The organism is Hydrogenophaga intermedia (assembly GCF_023715105.1).
Classification (GTDB): Bacteria; Pseudomonadota; Gammaproteobacteria; order Burkholderiales; family Burkholderiaceae_C; genus Hydrogenophaga; species Hydrogenophaga intermedia_A.
The window spans coordinates 14017-32188 of sequence record NZ_JAMBNO010000024.1 but is presented as its reverse complement, the minus strand read 5'-3'; the positions used below and the strand labels follow the sequence as shown (position 1 = coordinate 32188).

Annotated in this window: 18 protein-coding genes; 9 read left to right on the top strand and 9 right to left on the bottom strand. The window is 67.5% G+C overall.

The features are described from left to right. Positions 1 to 58 precede the first annotated feature (58 nt). The 9 genes from M3149_RS18935 to guaD all read left to right on the top strand — a co-directional run bounded on the left by M3149_RS18935 (position 59) and on the right by guaD (position 10440). Entirely contained in the window at positions 59 to 1012 is a 954-nt protein-coding gene (locus M3149_RS18935; RefSeq protein WP_251711050.1) for a LysR family transcriptional regulator, read from the top strand. Beyond that, the gene (locus M3149_RS18930; RefSeq protein WP_251711049.1) at positions 1009 to 2553 is read left to right on the top strand and encodes an ABC transporter ATP-binding protein; all 1545 of its coding nucleotides are present in this window, start codon (positions 1009 to 1011) and stop codon (positions 2551 to 2553) included. Before M3149_RS18935 ends, M3149_RS18930 begins: the two co-directional genes overlap by 4 nt. Further along, positions 2540 to 3595, top strand: a complete 1056-nt coding sequence (locus tag M3149_RS18925; RefSeq protein WP_251711048.1) for an ABC transporter permease — start codon at positions 2540 to 2542, stop codon at positions 3593 to 3595. Before M3149_RS18930 ends, M3149_RS18925 begins: the two co-directional genes overlap by 14 nt. Next, complete coding sequence (locus M3149_RS18920; protein ID WP_251711047.1) at positions 3595 to 4515, top strand: ABC transporter permease; 921 nt, start codon at positions 3595 to 3597, stop codon at positions 4513 to 4515. Before M3149_RS18925 ends, M3149_RS18920 begins: the two co-directional genes overlap by 1 nt. An 89-nt stretch (positions 4516 to 4604) precedes the next feature. Further along, complete coding sequence (locus M3149_RS18915) at positions 4605 to 5759, top strand: BMP family ABC transporter substrate-binding protein (protein ID WP_251711046.1); 1155 nt, start codon at positions 4605 to 4607, stop codon at positions 5757 to 5759. Positions 5760 to 5822: 63 nt separating this feature from the next. Next, entirely contained in the window at positions 5823 to 6836 is a 1014-nt protein-coding gene (locus M3149_RS18910) for an aromatic ring-hydroxylating oxygenase subunit alpha (RefSeq protein ID WP_251711045.1), read from the top strand. Beyond that, the gene (locus M3149_RS18905) at positions 6833 to 7849 is read left to right on the top strand and encodes an adenosine deaminase (protein ID WP_251711044.1); all 1017 of its coding nucleotides are present in this window, start codon (positions 6833 to 6835) and stop codon (positions 7847 to 7849) included. Before M3149_RS18910 ends, M3149_RS18905 begins: the two co-directional genes overlap by 4 nt. 113 nt (positions 7850 to 7962) lie before the next feature. Further along, on the top strand, positions 7963 to 9060 hold the full coding sequence (locus tag M3149_RS18900; RefSeq protein WP_251711043.1) for a BMP family ABC transporter substrate-binding protein: 1098 nt from the start codon (positions 7963 to 7965) through the stop codon (positions 9058 to 9060). Between the two features lie 90 nt (positions 9061 to 9150). Beyond that, the gene (gene guaD, locus M3149_RS18895; protein ID WP_251711042.1) at positions 9151 to 10440 is read left to right on the top strand and encodes a guanine deaminase; all 1290 of its coding nucleotides are present in this window, start codon (positions 9151 to 9153) and stop codon (positions 10438 to 10440) included. 39 nt (positions 10441 to 10479) lie between these two features. Here guaD and M3149_RS18890 read toward each other — a convergent pair whose 3' ends face one another. From M3149_RS18890 to hemP, 9 genes are all read right to left on the bottom strand, one after another. After that, positions 10480 to 11175, bottom strand: a complete 696-nt coding sequence (locus tag M3149_RS18890) for a hypothetical protein (RefSeq protein ID WP_251711041.1) — start codon at positions 11173 to 11175, stop codon at positions 10480 to 10482. Beyond that, positions 11172 to 11459 (bottom strand): hypothetical protein, encoded by a 288-nt coding sequence (locus M3149_RS18885; RefSeq protein ID WP_251711040.1) that lies wholly within the window; start codon positions 11457 to 11459, stop codon positions 11172 to 11174. Before M3149_RS18885 ends, M3149_RS18890 begins: the two co-directional genes overlap by 4 nt. Beyond that, positions 11456 to 12397 (bottom strand): hypothetical protein, encoded by a 942-nt coding sequence (locus M3149_RS18880; RefSeq protein ID WP_251711039.1) that lies wholly within the window; start codon positions 12395 to 12397, stop codon positions 11456 to 11458. Before M3149_RS18880 ends, M3149_RS18885 begins: the two co-directional genes overlap by 4 nt. Positions 12398 to 12646: 249 nt before the next feature. Beyond that, a complete protein-coding gene (locus M3149_RS18875; protein ID WP_251711038.1) occupies positions 12647 to 12928 on the bottom strand; it encodes a hypothetical protein in 282 nt (93 codons plus the stop codon). A gap of 19 nt (positions 12929 to 12947) precedes the next feature. Continuing rightward, entirely contained in the window at positions 12948 to 14672 is a 1725-nt protein-coding gene (locus tag M3149_RS18870) for a ShlB/FhaC/HecB family hemolysin secretion/activation protein (protein WP_251711037.1), read from the bottom strand. A 124-nt stretch (positions 14673 to 14796) separates the two neighbouring features. Next, positions 14797 to 15795, bottom strand: a complete 999-nt coding sequence (locus M3149_RS18865; RefSeq protein WP_251711036.1) for a cytochrome d ubiquinol oxidase subunit II — start codon at positions 15793 to 15795, stop codon at positions 14797 to 14799. Between the two features lie 19 nt (positions 15796 to 15814). Continuing rightward, positions 15815 to 17176, bottom strand: a complete 1362-nt coding sequence (locus tag M3149_RS18860) for a cytochrome ubiquinol oxidase subunit I (RefSeq protein WP_251711035.1) — start codon at positions 17174 to 17176, stop codon at positions 15815 to 15817. Positions 17177 to 17195: 19 nt separating this feature from the next. Next, entirely contained in the window at positions 17196 to 17789 is a 594-nt protein-coding gene (locus M3149_RS18855; RefSeq protein WP_251711034.1) for a GbsR/MarR family transcriptional regulator, read from the bottom strand. A 131-nt stretch (positions 17790 to 17920) separates the two neighbouring features. Next, the gene (gene hemP / locus M3149_RS18850) at positions 17921 to 18133 is read right to left on the bottom strand and encodes a hemin uptake protein HemP (protein ID WP_251711063.1); all 213 of its coding nucleotides are present in this window, start codon (positions 18131 to 18133) and stop codon (positions 17921 to 17923) included. Positions 18134 to 18172: the final 39 nt, after the last annotated feature.

Sequence of the window (18172 nt, the reverse complement as noted above, 5' to 3'; positions counted from 1 at the left end):
ATGGGTTTGCATATGTCGCCGATGCCCTGTCCACGATGCCACTGCGGATGAGACCGTCATGAAATACGGGCCCATGTTCGACCGCATCGACCTGCACCTGATTCGCGTGCTGCACACCGTGCTCACCGAACGCAGCGTCTCGCGCTCGGCCATCAAGCTCGGCATGTACCAGCCCGCGGTGAGCGCGGCGCTCAAGAAACTGCGCGAGCTGGCGGGCGACCCGCTGCTGGTGCGCTCGGGCTCCGGCATGGTGCCCACCGAGGCCGCGTTGCGCATGATCGAGCCGGCCGCGGCCATCCTGCGCAGCGCCGAGGTGCTGTTCTCCGACGCGCGCGCCTTCGATCCGGCCACCGCCAGCCACACCTTCAGCCTGGCGGCGAGCGACTACCTTGACCCCTTTTTCCTCCCGCAGCTCGTGACGCAGGTGAAGGCCGCGGCACCGAACTGCGTGATCGACATTCACCCGCTCTCGCGCGACGCCGACTACCGCACCCACCTGGCGCAGGGCGCGGTCGACGTGGTGATCGGCAACTGGACGCAGCCGCCGGACGACCTGCACCTGGGCCGCCTGTTCGGCGACGAGGTGGTGTGCCTGGTGGCCAACCACCACCCGGCGGTGCGCCGGGGCTGGGACGAGGCCGCCTGGCTCGCGGCCGAGCACATCGCGCCCACGCCCACCCACCCGGGGGCGCGCGGCTTCATCGACGACCACCTGGCCAGCCTGGGCCTGGCGCGCCGCATCAGCGCGCGCTGCCCGCACTTCGGCCTGATCCCGGCCATGGTGGCAGGCAGCTTGCTTGTGCTCACCACCGGCCGTCAGTACTGCGAACGCTACGTGGGCGGCCTGCCCGTGACCATCCTGACCCCGCCTGTTGCCTTCCCGCGCATGATGTATTACCAGCTCTGGCACGAGCGCACCCACGCGTCCAACGCGGCGCGCTGGCTGCGCGAGCAGATCAAATCCGTCGCCGCCTCGCTGCGCGCGCCCGAAGCCCAGCGAGCCGCTGCATGACGATTTCAAGCCACCGACTTCAACTCACCGGCATCACCAAGCGCTACCCCGGCGTGGTGGCCAACAACGGCGTCTCGCTCACGGTGCAGCCTGGTGAGATCCACGCTGTGCTCGGCGAGAACGGCGCCGGCAAATCCACGTTGATGAAGATCATCTACGGCGCCGTCAAGCCCGACGAAGGCGCCGTGCTCTTCAACGGCCAGCCGGTGCACATCCGCAACCCGCAGATGGCACGCGCGCTGGGCATCAGCATGGTGTTCCAGCACTTCAGCCTGTTCGACACGCTGACCGTGGCCGAGAACGTGTGGCTCGGACTCGACAAGAGCCTGAGCCTGGCGGAGGTGGCGGCGAGCATTCGCGCCAAAGGCGACGAGTACGGCCTGCCTATCGACCCCGAGCGCCCGGTGCACACGCTCTCGGTGGGCGAGATGCAGCGGGTCGAGATCATCCGCGCGCTGCTCACCAACCCGCAGTTGCTGATCCTGGACGAACCCACCTCGGTGCTGACGCCGCAGGCGGTGGAAAAGCTGTTTCTCACGCTCAAGCAACTGGCCAGCGAAGGCTGCAGCATCCTCTACATCAGCCACAAGCTGCACGAAATCAGGGCGCTGTGCACCGCCTGCACCGTGCTGCGCGGCGGCCAGGTCACCGGCGTGTGCGACCCGCGTGAGGAATCCAACGCCTCGTTGTCCCGCCTGATGATCGGCGCCGAGCCGCCCGAACTCGAACACCGGCCGTTGCATGCGGGCGAGGCCGTGTTGCGGGTCAACGGCCTCACGCTCGCGAGCGACGACCCCTTCGGCACTGCGCTCGCCGACATCGCGCTCACGGTGCGCGCGGGCGAGGTGGTGGGCATTGCGGGCGTGTCCGGCAACGGCCAGGGCGAGCTGCTGCGCGCGCTGTCGGGCGAGGACACGCGCGCACCCGCCGGCAGCGTGTTGCTGGGCGCGCAGGACGTGGCGCGCCTGGGCCCGGGGCGGCGGCGCGCACTGGGCCTGCATTTCGTGCCCGAGGAACGCCTGGGCCGCGGCGCCGTGCCCACGCTCTCGCTGGCGCAGAACCTGCTGCTGTCGCGCCGCGACGCCGTGGGCCCGCTGGGCTGGGTGCGCGTGGGCGCACTCAAGGCGCAGGCGCAGGCCATCATCGCGCGCTACCAGGTCAAGGCCAACGGGCCGGGCGCGGCGGCCAAATCGCTCTCGGGCGGCAACCTGCAGAAATTCATCGTCGGGCGCGAGATCGAGGCAAACCCGAAGCTGCTGATCGTGAGCCAGCCCACCTGGGGCGTGGACGTCGGCGCGTCGGCGCAGATCCGCGGCGCCATCCTGGCGTTGCGCGACGCCGGTTGCGCGGTGCTGGTGGTCAGCGAAGAACTCGAAGAACTGTTCGAGATCAGCGACCGCCTGCACGTCATCGCCAAGGGCCGGCTCTCGCCCAGTCTGGACCGCGCCGATGCCACGGTGGAGCGCATCGGCGAATGGATGTCGGGCCTGTGGGACCACAACGACAAGAACAACCAGGAGACCACGCATGCTGCGGCTTGAAGTCCGCCCCCAGCCATCCCCTTTCTGGGGTTACGCCTCGCCGCTGCTGGCGCTGCTCATCACCGTGGTCATCGGTATCGCGCTGTTCGCCGCGCTCGGCAAGGATCCGGTGCGCGGGCTGCAGATCTTCTTCTGGGAGCCCATCAAGAGCGGCTACGCGATCTCCGAGCTGCTGGTGAAGGCAACCCCGCTGCTCATCATTGCCCTCGGCCTGGCGGTGTGCTTTCGCTCCAACGTGTGGAACATCGGTGCCGAGGGACAGTACATCATCGGCGCCATCTTCGCGGGTGGCGTCGCGCTGATGGCGGACAAGACCACGGGTGTGTGGATCGTGCCCGCCGTCATCCTGGCCGGCATGGTGGGCGGCATGCTGTGGGCCGGCATCACCGCGCTGCTGCGCGACCGCTTCAACGCCAACGAGATCCTGGTCAGCCTGATGCTGGTCTATGTGGCCGTGCAGATCCTGAACTACCTCGTCTACGGCCCCTGGAAGGACCCGGCGGGCTACAACTTCCCGCAGACCAAGACCTTCGAGCGCGTGGCGCAGATGCCGCGCCTGATGGACGGCTCGCGCGTGAACATCGGCCTGCTGTTCGCGCTGCTGGGCGTGGCCGCCGTGTGGCTGTTCCTGTTCCGCACCGTCTCGGGCTATGCGCAAATCGTGGGCGGCCTGGCGCCGATGGCCGCGCGCTACGCCGGTTTTTCATCGCGCAAGGCGCTGTGGGTGGCCCTGCTGATTTCGGGTGGCGCGGCCGGCATGGCCGGTGCATTCGAGGTCGCGGGGCCGATCGGCCAGCTCACGCCCTACGTGCCCGCGGGCTACGGCTTCGCGGCCATCATCGTCGCCTTCGTGGGACGGCTGCACCCGGTGGGCATCGTGTTCTCGGCGCTGCTCATGAGCATGTTCTACATCGGCGGTGAACTCGCCCAGTCGCGCCTGGGCCTCCCCAAGTCCATCACCGGCGTGTTCCAGGGCCTGCTGTTGTTCTCGCTGCTGGCCTGCGACACCTTGATCGCCTATCGTTTGAAGTGGAGCAAGTGATGGAGTCCTACGCGCTGCTCTTTGCCGCCACGCTCAACGCGGGCACCGTGCTGGCCATCGCTTCGCTGGGCCTGCTCATCAACGAGAAAGCGGGCGTCGTCAACCTGGGCGCCGAAGGCATGATGCTGTGCGCCGCGCTGGCCGGTTTCGCCACCGTGGTGCACACCGGCAGCACGGCGCTGGGCTTTCTGGCCGGCATGGGTGCGGGCGCGTTGCTCGCGGCCATCTTCGGTGTGCTGGTGATCTGGCTCAACACCAACCAGTACGCCACCGGGCTGGCGCTCAGCCTGTTCGGTGCCGGCTTCTCGGCCTTTGCGGGCACGCGCTACGTGCAGGAGACGCTGCCCGAGCAGGTTCGCTGGGCCATTCCGGTGCTGGCCGACATCCCCGTGCTCGGTGCGGCGCTCTTTCGCCACCACCCCATGGTGTATGGCTGCGTGGCCATCGCGTTGGGACTGATCTGGTTCCTCTACCGCACGCGCGCCGGTCTGGTGCTGCGCAGCGTGGGCGAAAGCCCCGAATCGGCGCACGCGCTGGGCTATCCGGTGCGCCGCATCCGCCTGATGGCGGTGATGGCCGGTGGCGCCCTGTGCGGCCTCGCGGGCGCCTACGTGGCCACCGTCTATACCCCGCTGTGGGTGGAGGGCATGATCGCCGGCAAGGGCTGGATCGCGCTCGCGCTCACCACCTTCGCCACCTGGCGGCCCGCGCGCGTGCTGCTGGGCGCCTACCTGTTCGGCGGCGTCACCATGCTGCAGTTCCACCTGCAGGCCATCGGCGTACAGGTGCCGAGCCAGTTCCTCACCATGCTGCCCTACCTGGCCACGGTGGTGGTGCTGGTGCTGATCTCGCGAAACCCGACGTGGATCCGCATCAACATGCCGTCGTCGATCGGGAAACCGTTCTACCCCGGTTCATAATTTGCTTCTGTCTGGATACCCTGCTGGGTAAACCATCGACCGGGCCAAACCGCCTCCGCTCACCACCCACCTCCAAACCCGAGGACACCATGACCGACCTGAACAAGAGATCCCTGATCAAGGCCGCCGCACTCAGCGCGCTGGCCGGCGCCGTGCTCATCGGCTGCGGCAAGAAGGAGGAGGCGGCTGCCCCGGCCGCAGCCCCCGCGCCGGCCCCGGCCGCCGCCCCGGCGCCCGCGCCCGAGCCGCTGAAGATCGCCTTCGCCTACGTCGGCCCGGTGGGCGACGGTGGCTGGACCTTCGCGCACGACAACGGCCGCAAGGCGATCGAGGCCGAGTTCGGCAACAAGGTGGTCACCAGCTTCGTGGAAAGCGTGCCCGAGAGTGCCGACGCCGAGCGCGTGATCCGCGACATGGCGGCCAACGGGAACAAGCTGATCTTCGGCACCACCTTCGGCTACATGGAGCCCATGCTCAAGGTCGCTGCCGACTTCAAGGACGTGAAGTTCGAACACGCCACCGGCTACAAGACGGCCGAGAACATGCGCACCTACGACAGCCGCACCTACGAGGGCGCGTACATGGCTGGGGTGATCGCGGGCGCGATGACCAAGACCAACACGCTCGGCGTGGTGGCCTCGATCCCGATCCCCGAGGTGATCCGCAACATCAACAGCTTCACCATGGGCGCGCAGTCGGTGAACCCGAAGATCAAGACCAAGGTGGTCTGGGTCAACGGCTGGTTCGACCCGCCGAAGGAAACCGAGGCCGCCACGTCGCTGCTCAACGGCGGCGCCGACGTGCTGTTCCAGAACACCGATTCGTCGGCCGTGCTGCAGACCGCCGAGAAGGCCGGCAAGCGTGCCTTCGGCTGGGATTCGGACATGACCGCCTACGGCCCCAAGGCCCACCTGGGTTCGGCCATCATCAACTGGGCGCCGTACTACATCAAGGCCACCAAGGATGCCCTGGAAGGCACCTGGACCACCGGCGGCGTGTGGTGGGGTCACAAGGAAGGCGCGATCGACCTGGTCTCCATCGCCGACGACGTGCCGGCTGAGATCAAGGCCAAGATCGACACCATCAAGGCCGGCCTGAAGGACGGCAGCTTCCACCCCTGGACCGGCCCCATCGTCGACCAGAGCGGCAAGGAAGTGCTGGCCAAGGACCAGAAGGCCGACGACGCCTTCCTGGGCGGTGTGAAGTTCTACGTCAAGGGCGTGGAAGGCAAAGTACCGCAATAAATGGACACCGCTCGGTGACCGGAGGGCTGCCGGCGTGCAGCCCTTTTTGTTTGAATCACGCTCATGATCGAACGACAACTCTGGCACCCGGTGGCCGATGCGCACATGCTGCGCGACGCGCCGCTGGCCGCCAGCCTGTTGGGCGAGCCGCTGGTGCTGTGGCGTGACCACGGCCGGGTGCATGCCTGGCTGGATCGTTGTCCGCACCGCGGCGCGCGGCTTTCGCTCGGGCGCGTGCTCACCACCGTGCATGGGCCGCGGCTGGAATGCCCGTACCACGGCTGGCAGTTCGGCGGCGGCAAGGAGGGTGGGCGCTGCCGGCACGTACCCGCCGCGCCCGACTTCAACCCGCCCGCGGGCCATGCTGCGACGGCCTTCGAGGCGCGCGAGCAGCACGGCCTGATCTGGGTGCGGTTGCAGGCCGGCGATGTGCCCCTGGCGCCGCCGCTGGATGCGCCACCACCGTTTGCCGAAGCCGACGACCCGGCGTGGCGGCGCGTTGTCTGCGGCCCCTACAGCGTGGCCACCAGCGCACCGCGCCTGGTGGAGAACTTCCTCGACCTGAGCCATTTCGGCTTCGTGCACGAGGGCTGGCTCGGCGAGCGCGGCCATGCGCAGGTGCAGGTGGGCCTGGTGACGGAGGACGGCGCGGGGCTGCACGTGAACGGGGCCCGGGCCTGGCAACCGCGCGCGTACGCCGAGGCCGAGGGCGGCGCCTGGATCGACTACGGCTACACCGTGCCGCACCCCTTTGCCGCCGTGCTGCGCAAGGACGCGAGCGTCGGCGACCCGGTGCGCAACGCCATAGCGCTCTTCATCCGCCCCGACGGCCACGAGGCCTGCACCGCGTGGTTCGTGATGGCCACCCAGAACGACCCTGCGAGCGTGGAATCGCTGGTGGAATTCCAGGATGCCGTCTTCGCGCAGGACCGCCCGGTGGTGGAGTCGCAACAACCCAAGGCGTTGCCGATCGGCCGCACCGGCCCCGTGACGGAAGTGCACGGCCCGGCCGACCGCGTGAGCAGCGCTTATCGTCGCCACCTGCAACGTCTGGCCATCACCCTCGGAACCTGTTGAACGTGTCCCTGTCCCCTGCCCAACTCGCCGCAGCCTTGCCCAAGGCCGAACTGCACATCCATATCGAAGGCTCGCTCGAGCCCGAGCTCATCTTCGCGCTCGCGCAGCGCAACGGCGTGAAGCTGCCCTACGCCAGTGTGGAAGCGCTGCGCCAGGCCTATGCCTTCACCGACCTGCAGAGCTTTCTCGACATCTACTACGCGGGCGCCAGCGTGCTGTTGCACGAGGCCGATTTCTTCGACATGGCCTGGGCCTATCTGCAGCGCGCGCATGCTGACCACGTCGTACACGCCGAAATCTTCTTCGACCCGCAGACCCACACCGCACGTGGCGTGGACATCGGCGTGGTCATCGCGGGCCTCAAGCGCGCCTGCGACAAGGCGCAGGCCGAGTTCGGCCTGACGAGCGCGCTCATCTTGTGTTTCCTGCGCCACCTGAGCGAGGAAGACGCCTTTGCCACGCTCGAAGCCGCACTGCCACACCGCGCGCATTTCATCGGCGTCGGGCTCGACTCGAGCGAGGTTGGCCACCCGCCATCCAAGTTCTCGCGCGTGTTCGCGCGCTGCCGGGAGCTCGGTCTGCGCATCGTGGCGCACGCGGGCGAGGAGGGCCCGCCGCCCTACATCTGGGAGGCGCTCGATGACCTGAAGGCCGAGCGCATCGACCACGGCGTGCGCAGCCTGGACGACCCCGCGCTGGTGGCCGAACTCGCGCGCCGGCGCACGCCGCTCACCGTGTGCCCCCTCTCCAACCTGAAGCTCTGCGTGGTGAACGATCTGCGCGACCACCCCATGAAGAGGCTGCTGGACGCCGGCCTGTGCGCCACGGTGAACAGCGACGACCCGGCCTATTTCGGCGGCTACCTCAACGCCAACTTCGTGCAGACCGTCGGGGCACTGAACCTCTCGCGCGACGACGTGATCACGCTCGCGCGCAACAGCTTCGAGGCCAGCTTCATCGACGCCGCCACGCGTGCGAAGCACCTGGCCCGGCTGGAGGCGCTCGTGCGGTGAATGCTGGCTCGATTCACCGCGTGCTCTGCGGTGAATCTACAATACGCCCCACGCGAGCCGGTGCTTCCCCGGCTCGCGTTTTTCATTCACCGGAAGCCATGTCGAGGAACACCATGTACAAAAACCTCGCGGCCTGGCGCGCCTTTGCGCCGGCTCTGGCCGCCTTGTTTTTCTCTCCGATCAACCACGCACAGCAGCCCGTCACCCCGCCGGTGAAGGCGGCTTTCGTCTATGTGGCGCCGCTCACCGCCGCGGGCTGGGTGCGCCAGCACGAGATCGGCCGCCTGGCGGTCCAGGCCACGCTGGGCGACAAGGTGCAGACCACCTATGTGGAGAACGTGCCCGAAGGCGCCGACGCCGAGCGTGTGATCCGCGATCTCGCGCAGCAGGGCAACCAGATCATCTTCACGCCCAGCTTCGGCTACATGGAGCCCACGCTGAAGGTGGCGCGCGAGTTCCCGAACGTGAAGTTCGAATCCATCACCGGCTACAAGGCCGCACCCAACGTGGCCACCGCCAACGCGCGCTACTACGAGGGCCGCTATCTGGCGGGCGTGGCCGCAGGCCGCATGGCCACGCAAGCCGGCTATGTGGCGGGCTTTCCCATTCCCGAGGTGATCCAGGGCATCAACGCCTTCACCCTGGGCATGCGATCGGTGAACCCCAAGGCCACGGTGAAGGTGGTGTTCCTGGGCGAGTGGTTCAACCCGCCGCGCGAGCGCGATGCGGCCATGACGCTCATGAACCAGGGCGTCGAGGTGCTGGCTTTTCACACCGGCAGCACCGCCGTGATGGTGGCCGCGCAGGAGCGCGGCCGCCTTGCCGTGGCTTACCACTCCGACATGCGCAGCGTGGCGCCCGACGCCCAGGTGGTGGCCGTGACGCACCGCTGGGACGACTACTACACGCGCCGCGTGCAGGCGGTGCTGGATGGCAGCTGGCGCAGCGAGCAGGTGTGGGGTGGTGTGGGCGCGGGCTTCATCCGCGTGGAGGGCTTCGGCCGCAAGGTGCCCGAAGCGGTGCAGAAAGAGGTGAACGCGCGCCAGGCCGACATGGCCGCGGGCCGGTTGCCGGTGTTCGCCGCCAAGGGCAAGGCGGTGCGCGACAACACCGGCAAGGTCGTGATCGCGCCCGGTCAGGCCCTCACGGACGCGCAGATCCTCGAGATGAGCTGGCTGGTGGACGGCGTGCAGGGCAAGCTCGGCCGCTGATGGCCGCCGCCGAGCGTCGTCGCGGTCTGCGATGGCCGTCATCGGCGCTGTCATATGCTGCCGCGCGCGCCCAGCGATAAGCTCGCGCCCATGAAAGCCTACCGCGCCCGGCTGCTGCGTTTCGACGACGCCAGCGGCCAACCCCTGTACGACGACGACGGCCTGCTGGTCATCGGCCCCGATGCCCAAGGCCGTGCCGTGGTGCGGGCCGCAGGGGCGCATGCTGCCCTCATCGACCGCTACCCCGGTGTGGCGGTGGAAGATCTGCGGCCCTTTCTCATCGCGCCGGGCTTTGTGGACCTGCACATCCACTACCCGCAGACCGACGTGATCGGCGCGCCCGCTGCGGGCCTGCTGCCCTGGCTGGAGAACTACACCTTCCCGCACGAGGCGCGCTTCGCCGACCCGGTTTACGCGCGCGGCGTGGCCGAGTTCTTCCTCGACGAACTCGCCCGCAACGGCGTCACCACCGCGCTCACGTTCGCCACCTCGCATCCGTCGTCCGTGAACGCCATGTTCGAAGCGGCCCAGGCACGCGGCCTGCGCTTCATCACCGGCAAGGTGCTGCAGGACCGCCACAGCCCCGACGGCGTGCGCGACGACACCGAGCAGAGCCTGATCGACACCGAGGCGCTGATCCAGCGCTGGCACGGCGTGGACCGCCTGGGCTACGCCATCACGCCGCGCTTTGCACCCACCAGCACGCCCGCGCAACTGCGCGGCGCGGGTGAACTGGCCGCGAAGTACCCGAGCGTGTGGATCCAGTCGCACGTGGCCGAGAACCTGGACGAGGTGCGCTGGGCGGCCGAGCTGTTCCCCGACAGCCGCAGCTACCTGGGCGTCTACGACGACTTCGGCCTGCTGCGCGAATGCGCGATCTACGCGCACTGCATCCACCTCGACCGCGCCGACCGCGAGCACATGGCGCGCGCCGGCGCTGCGGCGGCGGTGAGCCCCACCAGCAACCAGTTCCTCGGCAGTGGCTTCTTCGACTATCAGGCCGCTGACGCCGCCGGCATGCGTTACGGCCTGGCCAGCGATGTGGGCGGCGGCACCAGCTTCTCGCCCTTTCGCACCATGCTCGCGGCCTACGTGGTGGGCCGCGAAGGCCAGACCAAACCCGGCCTGAGCCTCACGCCCGGCCAGCTGTGGTGGCAACACACCGCGGGCGCGGCGCGTGCGCTCGGGCTCGACGGCGTGGTCGGCAACCTGCTGCCCGGCTGCGAGGCGGACTTCGTGGTGCTCGACCCGCAGGCCACGCCGCTGTTGGCGCGCAAGACGGCGCAGGCCGACAGCCTGGACGAGTTGCTGTTTGCGCTGATCGTGCTGGGCGATGACCGGGTGGTGCAGCGCACGGTGGTGGCAGGCCAATCGCGTTGACAGGTTGAGCGGGCTGGGCCTGCCCATGTCCGCAATCCGTCACCGATCCGGAAACGCCACTTCGATGGTCTTGCCTTCGGGGTCGGCCAGAAAGCGCACGTAGGTCTGCACCGCGAGCTTGTATTGCGCGAAGCTCACCTCGCCGCCTTCGCCCTGGCTGTAGAGCCCTTCGAACCAGACCTTGTCGCGGGTGCCCATCAGGCGCATCTGCTCCTCGATCTGCTGCACCGAGTACTTTCCCGCGCTCTTTCGGGCGAGGTCCCTGGCCAGCTCGCGCTCACCCGGGTGCAACTGCCGGTTGTTCACATCCGCGTTGAACGCCGCAGCGGCGCCCGCAGTGCCAGCGGCGATGGCGCCGATGCCCGCGGCCAAGCCCGCGCCCACCAGCTGCCTGACGCCATCGGGCATGTCCGCGGTGAATTCATTGAGCGTGTTGGCCGAGAGCGAAGCCAGCCCAGCGCCCGCTGCGCCGCCCGCACCCCCGGAGAGGCCACCCACCAGTGTGTGCGCTGCCACGCGGTAGGTGCCGCCCTCGGCCCACTTGGCGGCTTCTTCGGGGTCGGTGTCCTTGAGCTCGTTGTACTTCTTGCCCGCGTAATCGCCGATCGCTTTGCTCGCCTGCTGCCCGAACGCCTTGGTGATGTGCACCTGGGCATCGACTTCATCCTTCACCCGCTCCTTGTCGAAGATCGGCGCGATGCCGCTCTCGGCGTCGCCAGTGCGGGCGGTTTTCAATGCTCGTTCGGCTTGTTTGGGCTTTGTGGCTCTTCGTAGGTCCTCTTTGCCTTGCGCCAGCCGAGCGGGTCTTTTTCGAACGGTGGTGGAATTCCCACTGAGGCTGCTGAATTGCTAAGGCCGGCAATACCCAGAAGCACCAACGCCAGAATCAGGCTTGCAACACCGAGCCAACGGATTTCAGTTACGAAGAACGTGTACGCGAGTAGAGCAGCGGAAAGAATTACACACGCGAGCGTGCCCACTCCCGTCAGTCGCCCTTTGTTGAGCAGTCGAAGCCTCATTTCGCGGTCCTTTCAAGAAACGCTTTCCACTGTTCGTTGACCCAGGAATCAAGCGACTTAGAACTTCCAGAAGCTTTCCACGCCTCGACTACTTCATTCGTTGCGGGTGCGATTCCTGGCATTTTTCTATCTGCCCATTCTTGAAATGTGGTGAGCATGGCGTCTTGCAATGCCTCCCCAACATTTGGGCGCACGATCTGCCCAATTGCGTCCGCCGCGGTGCCAATGGCCGTAGCTCCTACCGCTGCAGCTTGGGCAGGCCTCCCGTAGGGCCCTCCCCGTGCAGCAACAGCCGTTGCCCCAGCCGCCACAACCCCTGCTGCCCGACTTGTAGCCTCCGCTCCACTGGCGATCGTATTTCTCGCCGCATCACTCAACTCCGGAATGCTCGACTGCTGCGCCCCCACCCCCGAGATACACGCCAGATCGCCGTTGGCGCAGCGCGCGGCCGTCGTCGCTGGTGTATTCGACCCGTATGGCAGAGATTGGCCTTCGGTCTTGCTGCCCACATAAGGCGACACGCCCGGAATGTAGCCCGCGTTGTCCGTGGTGTTGCTCATGATGAACTGCTGAATCTGCGCGTTGGGCTGGCCCGGTACTTCCACCACCGCGCGGCCATCGCTGGTCTTGGGCATGCCCGGGTCCTTGTTGAGGCTATCCACGATGGCGTTCATGTCAGTGAGCACCTCGGCGGTGTTGGGCTCAGCGTTGTAGGCCCGGTTGCCCATCAGGCGCATCTGCTCCTCGATCTGCTGCACCGAGTACTTTCCCGCGCTCTTTCGGGCGAGGTCCCTGGCCAGCTCGCGATCACCCGGATGCAACTGCCGGTTGTTCACGTCCGCGTTGAACGCCGCAGCGGCGCCCGCAGTGCCAGCGGCGATGACGCCGATGCCCGCGGCTAGGCCCGCGCCCACCAGCTGCCTGACGCCATCGGGCATGTCCGCGGTGAGTTCATTGAGCGTGTTGGCCGAGAGCGAGCCCAGCCCAGCGCCAGCTGCCCCGCCCGCGCCCCCGCTGAGGCCGCCCACCAGTGCGTGTGCTGCCACGCACTCCCCCGCCGAACTGGCCGCGGTTCTCGGTGATTTGTGGCTTGGTCCACGCGAATGTGCCGGCCTGGGTGCCGGCGTGGCGGTTGCTGCGCGATTCGCCGATGTCCAGCCGCATCGCACCAACGGCGCTCATAGAGCCTACGCTTGTGGCGCAGCAGGTGGCAATTTGCTCTTGAGTGTGTCGGATGCCGCCTCTCCCATGGCCCTTGCGGCGTCCACAACGGGGGTAATGACGGTGATGTCATCATGCCGTCCCTCGTAAATTCGACCTGGTCGCTGTCCAAGAGTCTTCAAGACGTTCTCGCACAGCGTGACGAGCGGATTTGGCCCCTCCTCAGCGGCAATGCTCACGGTACTCATCTCACGCTTGTATCCCTCGAAGGCAGTTGATACCGCTTCCTTGTATCGACCCCGGTTCATGCGCTGGTTCTCCCTGTGCTCAGAAACTCGCGTGCAGCTGGAAACCGGCGGTCGAGCCCGCACCCTGAAATCCCGCTGGCCGGTGCAGCGGCGTGCCGACGAACACGTCGTACTGCAGCGCTGCCCAGCCACCGCGCAGGCCCAGCACCGCGCCGGCCAGTCGCCGGCCAGCCAGCCACTGCGCGCTGGGGCCGCCCACGCGGCCCTGGTCGATGCCCGCATAGAGCTGCTGCCCCGTGTTGCCCAGCGGCACGCTCAACTCGTTGCGCCACCACCAGCCGCGCTCGCCGAGCAGGTTGCGTTCGCCATCGAAGCCGCGCACGCTGTGGCGCCCGCCGATGGCGAAGCGGTCCTGCGGGGTGAGCGGCGTGCGCTCACGCTGACCGCGCCAGTGGCTGCGCCAGCGCAGCGAGAGGCCCGCCACCTCGAACGGTTGTGACCACCCGGCGTCCACACTCACCAACGCAAACCGCGAGCGGCCTTCGTCGAACGCCTCCTCGGGCGCGGGACGTGCGCCGAAGGCCCCGGTGCCGCGCTTGAAGGCGGCACTCAGATTCAGCTCGCCACGTCCAACGTGGTGGCGGTGCTGCGCACCGAGCTCCCAGCCGCCGGTGCGCCGGCGTTGCACCGCGATCTCGGTGTCGTCGATGAAGTTGGCCGACTGGCGCGCGAAGACCTGCAGCTGCAGCGAGGTTTTGCTGGCGCCGTTGCGGCGCACCACGCGCGAGAGCGTGACGTCCTGCTGCGCGCCGCGGCCGCTGTAGCGATAGTCCTGGTTCAGCCCGGCCACGGTCTGGACGTAGCGGTAGCGGCTGGCGTTGAGTGCCAGGGCCCAGTGGCCCATGGGCAGTGCGTAGTGCAGGCTGGCGTTGCGCGTTCCACGCGTGCCTGGCATGCCGCCCCCCAGGTCGCGCCCCAACGAGAGATAAAACAGGTCGTTGATCGCCAGTGCGTGGTCGAGGCTGAGCGTGGCGTTGCCCTGGTAGCGGCCCGTGGCCTGGGAGCCGCCGTCGTCCAGTGACAGGTTCAAACGCAGCGGCAGCGCCTGCTGCCAGCGGACGATCAATTCGCTCTGGCCAGGCTCGGCGCCCGGGGCGATCTGGATGTCGGCCTGCACCGTGGGCACACGCCGCAGGTTCTCCAGCGCTTGCTCGATCTCGCGCAGGTTGAGGATGTCGCCCACCCGCGCCGGCAGCGCGTTGTGCAGCGTGGCGCGCGTCGACGTTCCCTCAGCAAGGCGGATGGCGCTGATGCGCCCGGGCAGCAGCGTGAGCGCGAGCGTACCCTGCGAGAGGTCCTGCGATTCGAGCAGGATGCGTGAGGTGATGAAGCCGCGCTCGATCAGCCACTGCTGCGCGCGTGCCGCCGCCAGCGAGACGCCTTGCGTGCCGAGGCAGCGCCCCACAGCGGCGTCAGGACCATCCTGCAGATCGATCAGCAACCATCCGAACGAGGCCGCTGCATCACCCCGAAGCAGCACGCGTTCGATGAAGAAGCAAGGCGACTCGTGTGCTGGCCAATCGCGGGCGTCGGGGGCCGTCGCGGGCGGGCCGAGCACATCGACACCCGGTTGCAGCGCCTCGCGCTGGCGGCGCTCACGCTCCGCAGCGCGGCGCTGTTCTGCGTTGTCGCGTGCTGCAGCGTCGCCCAGGTCGCCAGGGGCTTGTGCCCACGCAGCGCCAGGCGCTGCCATGCACACCAGCGCCGCGGTGCAAGCGCGCGCAATGAACCGATCGAATCCCATCCCTGCCTGTTGTGTCGAAAACCAACAGGCAGCGTAGAAAACGCGGGTGCTCTTGTCGCTACAGCGTTCGCACTAGATCAGCGGGTCAGGTGTGCGCTTGTGCACGTTTGATGACGGACGCGATCTAGCTGTAACTCAGCTCGCGCGCCTTGCCCCAGAACACGCGGTACATGAAGATCGTGTAGGCCACGATCACCGGCAGCGTGATCGCCACGCCGATGAAGATGACAGTGAGCGAACCCGTGGCTGCGGCGGCTTCCCACACGTCGAGGCGGCCGATCACGATGTCCGGGAAGATGCTGTAGGCCAGGCCGAAGAACGCCAGCACGAAGATGAGCACCGTGTTGACGAACACCAGCCAGCCGTAGCCGGCGTCCACCACGTTCGGGCGCGTGACCACCCAGCGCACCGCGAAGAAGGCGGCGGCGCACATCAGGGGCACCGGCAGCAGCGCAAAGATCTGCGGCACGCCGAACCATTTGTCGAACACGGCGGCGTTCACCAGCGGCGTGGCCGCCGAGATCGCCAGCAGTGCGGCGCCCATGGGCCAGAGCACGCGCCGCGCCCAGTACACCGCGCGCCGCTGCAAGTCGCCCTCGGTTTTCATGATCAGCCAGCCCGCGCCGAGCAGTGTGTAGGCCGCGGGCAGCGTGATGGCGATGCCCAGGCTGAACAGCCAGCCGATGCCGCCGTTGTCGAAACCGGTGATGTAGCTGCCCAGCATCCAGCCCTGCGCCATGCTGGCCACCAGCGAGCCGGTGAAGAAGGCGCCATTCCAGAAGGCCTTGTATTGAATCGGCGCCTTGACGCGGAAGTCGAATGCCACGCCGCGCAGGATGAGGCCGATCAGCATGATGGCCGCGGGCAGGTAGAGCGCCTGCAGCACCATGCCGTGTGCCTTGGGGAAGGCCACCAGCAGCACGCCCACGCCCAGCACCAGCCAGGTTTCGTTGGCGTCCCAGAACGGGCCGATGCTGGCGATCATCGTGTCCTTCTGCGCGTCGGTGCCCAGGGGCAGCAGCAGGCCGACGCCGAGGTCGTAGCCGTCGAGCACCACGTAGGCCAGCAGGGTCAGGCCCATCACGGCCATGAAGAACAGGGGGAGGAATTCGGCCCAGGTCATCGTGTGTGTCTCCGCGTGTTCAGACGCCGGCCTTGCCGAGTTCGCCCTGGGGCGCTTCCGGGGCGGGCTTCACCGGGTTTTCCGCCATGTGCTTGAGCACGCCCACGTAAGTGACGAGCAGCAGGCCATAGACGATGAGGTAGGCGGTGAGCGTGACGGCCACGTAGGGCGGCGCGATCTGCGTGGCCACGTCCGCGGTGCGCAGCGCACCGTAGACGATGAAAGGCTGGCGGCCGATCTCGGTGACGTACCAGCCCGCGAGTGTGGCCAGCCAGCCCGAGAAGGTCATGCCGGCCAGCGTCCACAGCAGCGGGCGCGGCAGGCTGGTCTGCGTGGCGTGGCGCTGCGGCCAGAGCTTCCAGGCGCTCCAGAGCGCCACCAGCAGCATCAGCGAGCCCATGCCCACCATCACGCGGAAGGCGTAGAACACCGGCGCCACCGGCGGGTGCGTGTCGGGGAAATCGGCGATGCCCTTGATCTCGCCGTCCCACTCGTGCGTCAGGATAAGGCTCGCGAGCTTGGGGATCTTGACCGCGAAGTGCGTGGTACCGGCCTCTTCATCGGGAATGCCGAACAGTGTGAGCGGCGCACCCTTCTCGGTTTCCCAGATGCCTTCCATGGCGGCGATCTTGGCCGGCTGGTGCTCCAGCGTGTTCAGGCCGTGCAGGTCGCCCACGAAGATCTGCAGCGGCGCCACGATGATCGCGGCGAACGCGGCGGTGCGCAGTGCCTTGTGCGTGCCGCGGGTGGCAGAGCCCTTGAGCAGTTGCCAGGCACACAGGCCGGCGATCAGGAACGAGGCGGTGAGCGCCGAGGCCAGCAGCTTGTGCGCCAGCCGGTAGGGGAACGAGGGGTTGAAGACGATGGCGAGCCAGTCGGTCGGCACGAACTCGCCGTTGACGATTTCGAAGCCCGCGGGCGTCTGCATCCACGAGTTCAGGCTCAGGATCCAGAACGCCGACAGCGTGGTGCCCAGTGCCACCAGCGAGGTGGCGATGAGGTGCACGCGTTCGCTCACCCGGCCGCGGCCGAACAGCATGATGCCCAGGAAGCTGGCCTCGAGGAAAAACGCGGTGAGTACCTCGTAGCCCAGCAGCGGGCCGGAGATGTTGCCGGTCTTCTCCATGAAGCCGGGCCAGTTGGTGCCGAACTGGAAGCTCATCACGATGCCCGAGACCACGCCCAGCGCGAAGGTGAGCGCAAACACCTTGGTCCAGAAGTAATAGGCCTGCTCCCAGGCCTCGTCGCGCGTCTGCACGAAGCGAATGCGGAAGAACAGCAGGAACCAGCACAACGCGATGGTGATGGTGGGGAACAGGATGTGAAAGCTGATGTTGGCAGCGAACTGGATGCGCGAGAGCAGCAGGGTGTCGAGGTCCATCGGGCGATCTTTCGTGGAGTCAGGCGGCTTTGTCTTCCCGCGCGGCGCGTGCGGCCGCGCCCTTGCCGGTCAGTCGGTCCTTGAGTTCGAGCACACGCGTCACCGTAGCGCCCATACCCATGAGTTGCAAGGCCGTCTCGGGCGCAAGCTTCTGCACGTCATCGAACCAGGTCATCAGGCGGTCGATGAGGTCGTGCATCTCGCGCATGCGCTGCTGCGCGTGCCGCTCGGCGTCATTGCCCGGCGTCTCCAGCAGCGCGGTGCGCAGCATCGACAGCGTGGGCTCGATCTCTCGGCGCCGGCGTTCTTCGGCCAGCACCCGGAAGATTTCCCACACATCGGCTGGCGCCTCGAAAAATTCGCGCCGCTCGCCCGGGAAATGGCGCAGCCGCACCAGGCGCCAGGCCTGCAGCTCTTTCAGGCCCATGCTCACGTTGGAGCGCGAGAACTCCAGCGTCTCGGCGATCTGGTCCGCGCACAGGGGCTCGGACGAAAGGTAGAGCAGGGCATAGATCTGCCCCACGGTGCGGTTGATGCCCCAGCGGCTGCCCATCTCCCCGAAGTGGGCAACGAACTCGCGGTTGAGGGGTGGGAGGTGGTCTTGCAGCGGCATGGTCGGCACTGTAGCCGCATCGGCCTGAAATTTCAGGAATTACTGAAAATTGGGAAACTGCGGTGCAGGGTCATCCAGCCGTTGTCGCCCGGCCGTCGACAACCGGACAGGGCATGGCCGGCACGCGATGCCTACTTGGTGAGGATCAGCTTGTTCTGCGCGGTGAGGCTGAGGCGGTATACCTGCCCGGCATGCTCGATGTAGACCTCGCGCCGCCCGTCGCTGAGCGTTGCGAACGCGACGCGCGGGGCGAGGGATGCCGGCGTCGCGGTGGGTGCTGGGGGGGGCGCAGTGGGTGAGGCGTTCCGGTTCACATCACCAGTATAAACACAAATGCGAACCATTCCCATCCAAGACGCTAACAAGGGGCCCGAAGGCCCGAT

Bases quoted from the DNA above. Each gene is read 5' to 3' on its own strand.
- M3149_RS18935 (WP_251711050.1), top strand. From the start codon at position 59: ATGAAATACGGGCCCATGTTCGACCGCATCGACCTGCACCTGATTCGC.
- M3149_RS18930 (WP_251711049.1), top strand. From the start codon at position 1,009: ATGACGATTTCAAGCCACCGACTTCAACTCACCGGCATCACCAAGCGC.
- M3149_RS18925 (WP_251711048.1), top strand. From the start codon at position 2,540: ATGCTGCGGCTTGAAGTCCGCCCCCAGCCATCCCCTTTCTGGGGTTAC.
- M3149_RS18920 (WP_251711047.1), top strand. From the start codon at position 3,595: ATGGAGTCCTACGCGCTGCTCTTTGCCGCCACGCTCAACGCGGGCACC.
- M3149_RS18915 (WP_251711046.1), top strand. From the start codon at position 4,605: ATGACCGACCTGAACAAGAGATCCCTGATCAAGGCCGCCGCACTCAGC.
- M3149_RS18910 (WP_251711045.1), top strand. From the start codon at position 5,823: ATGATCGAACGACAACTCTGGCACCCGGTGGCCGATGCGCACATGCTG.
- M3149_RS18900 (WP_251711043.1), top strand. From the start codon at position 7,963: ATGTACAAAAACCTCGCGGCCTGGCGCGCCTTTGCGCCGGCTCTGGCC.
- guaD (WP_251711042.1), top strand. From the start codon at position 9,151: ATGAAAGCCTACCGCGCCCGGCTGCTGCGTTTCGACGACGCCAGCGGC.
- M3149_RS18885 (WP_251711040.1), bottom strand. From the start codon at position 11,459: ATGAGGCTTCGACTGCTCAACAAAGGGCGACTGACGGGAGTGGGCACG.
- M3149_RS18880 (WP_251711039.1), bottom strand. From the start codon at position 12,397: ATGCCCGATGGCGTCAGGCAGCTGGTGGGCGCGGGCCTAGCCGCGGGC.
- M3149_RS18875 (WP_251711038.1), bottom strand. From the start codon at position 12,928: ATGAACCGGGGTCGATACAAGGAAGCGGTATCAACTGCCTTCGAGGGA.
- M3149_RS18870 (WP_251711037.1), bottom strand. From the start codon at position 14,672: ATGGGATTCGATCGGTTCATTGCGCGCGCTTGCACCGCGGCGCTGGTG.
- M3149_RS18865 (WP_251711036.1), bottom strand. From the start codon at position 15,795: ATGACCTGGGCCGAATTCCTCCCCCTGTTCTTCATGGCCGTGATGGGC.
- M3149_RS18860 (WP_251711035.1), bottom strand. From the start codon at position 17,176: ATGGACCTCGACACCCTGCTGCTCTCGCGCATCCAGTTCGCTGCCAAC.
- M3149_RS18855 (WP_251711034.1), bottom strand. From the start codon at position 17,789: ATGCCGCTGCAAGACCACCTCCCACCCCTCAACCGCGAGTTCGTTGCC.
- hemP (WP_251711063.1), bottom strand. From the start codon at position 18,133: ATGGTTCGCATTTGTGTTTATACTGGTGATGTGAACCGGAACGCCTCA.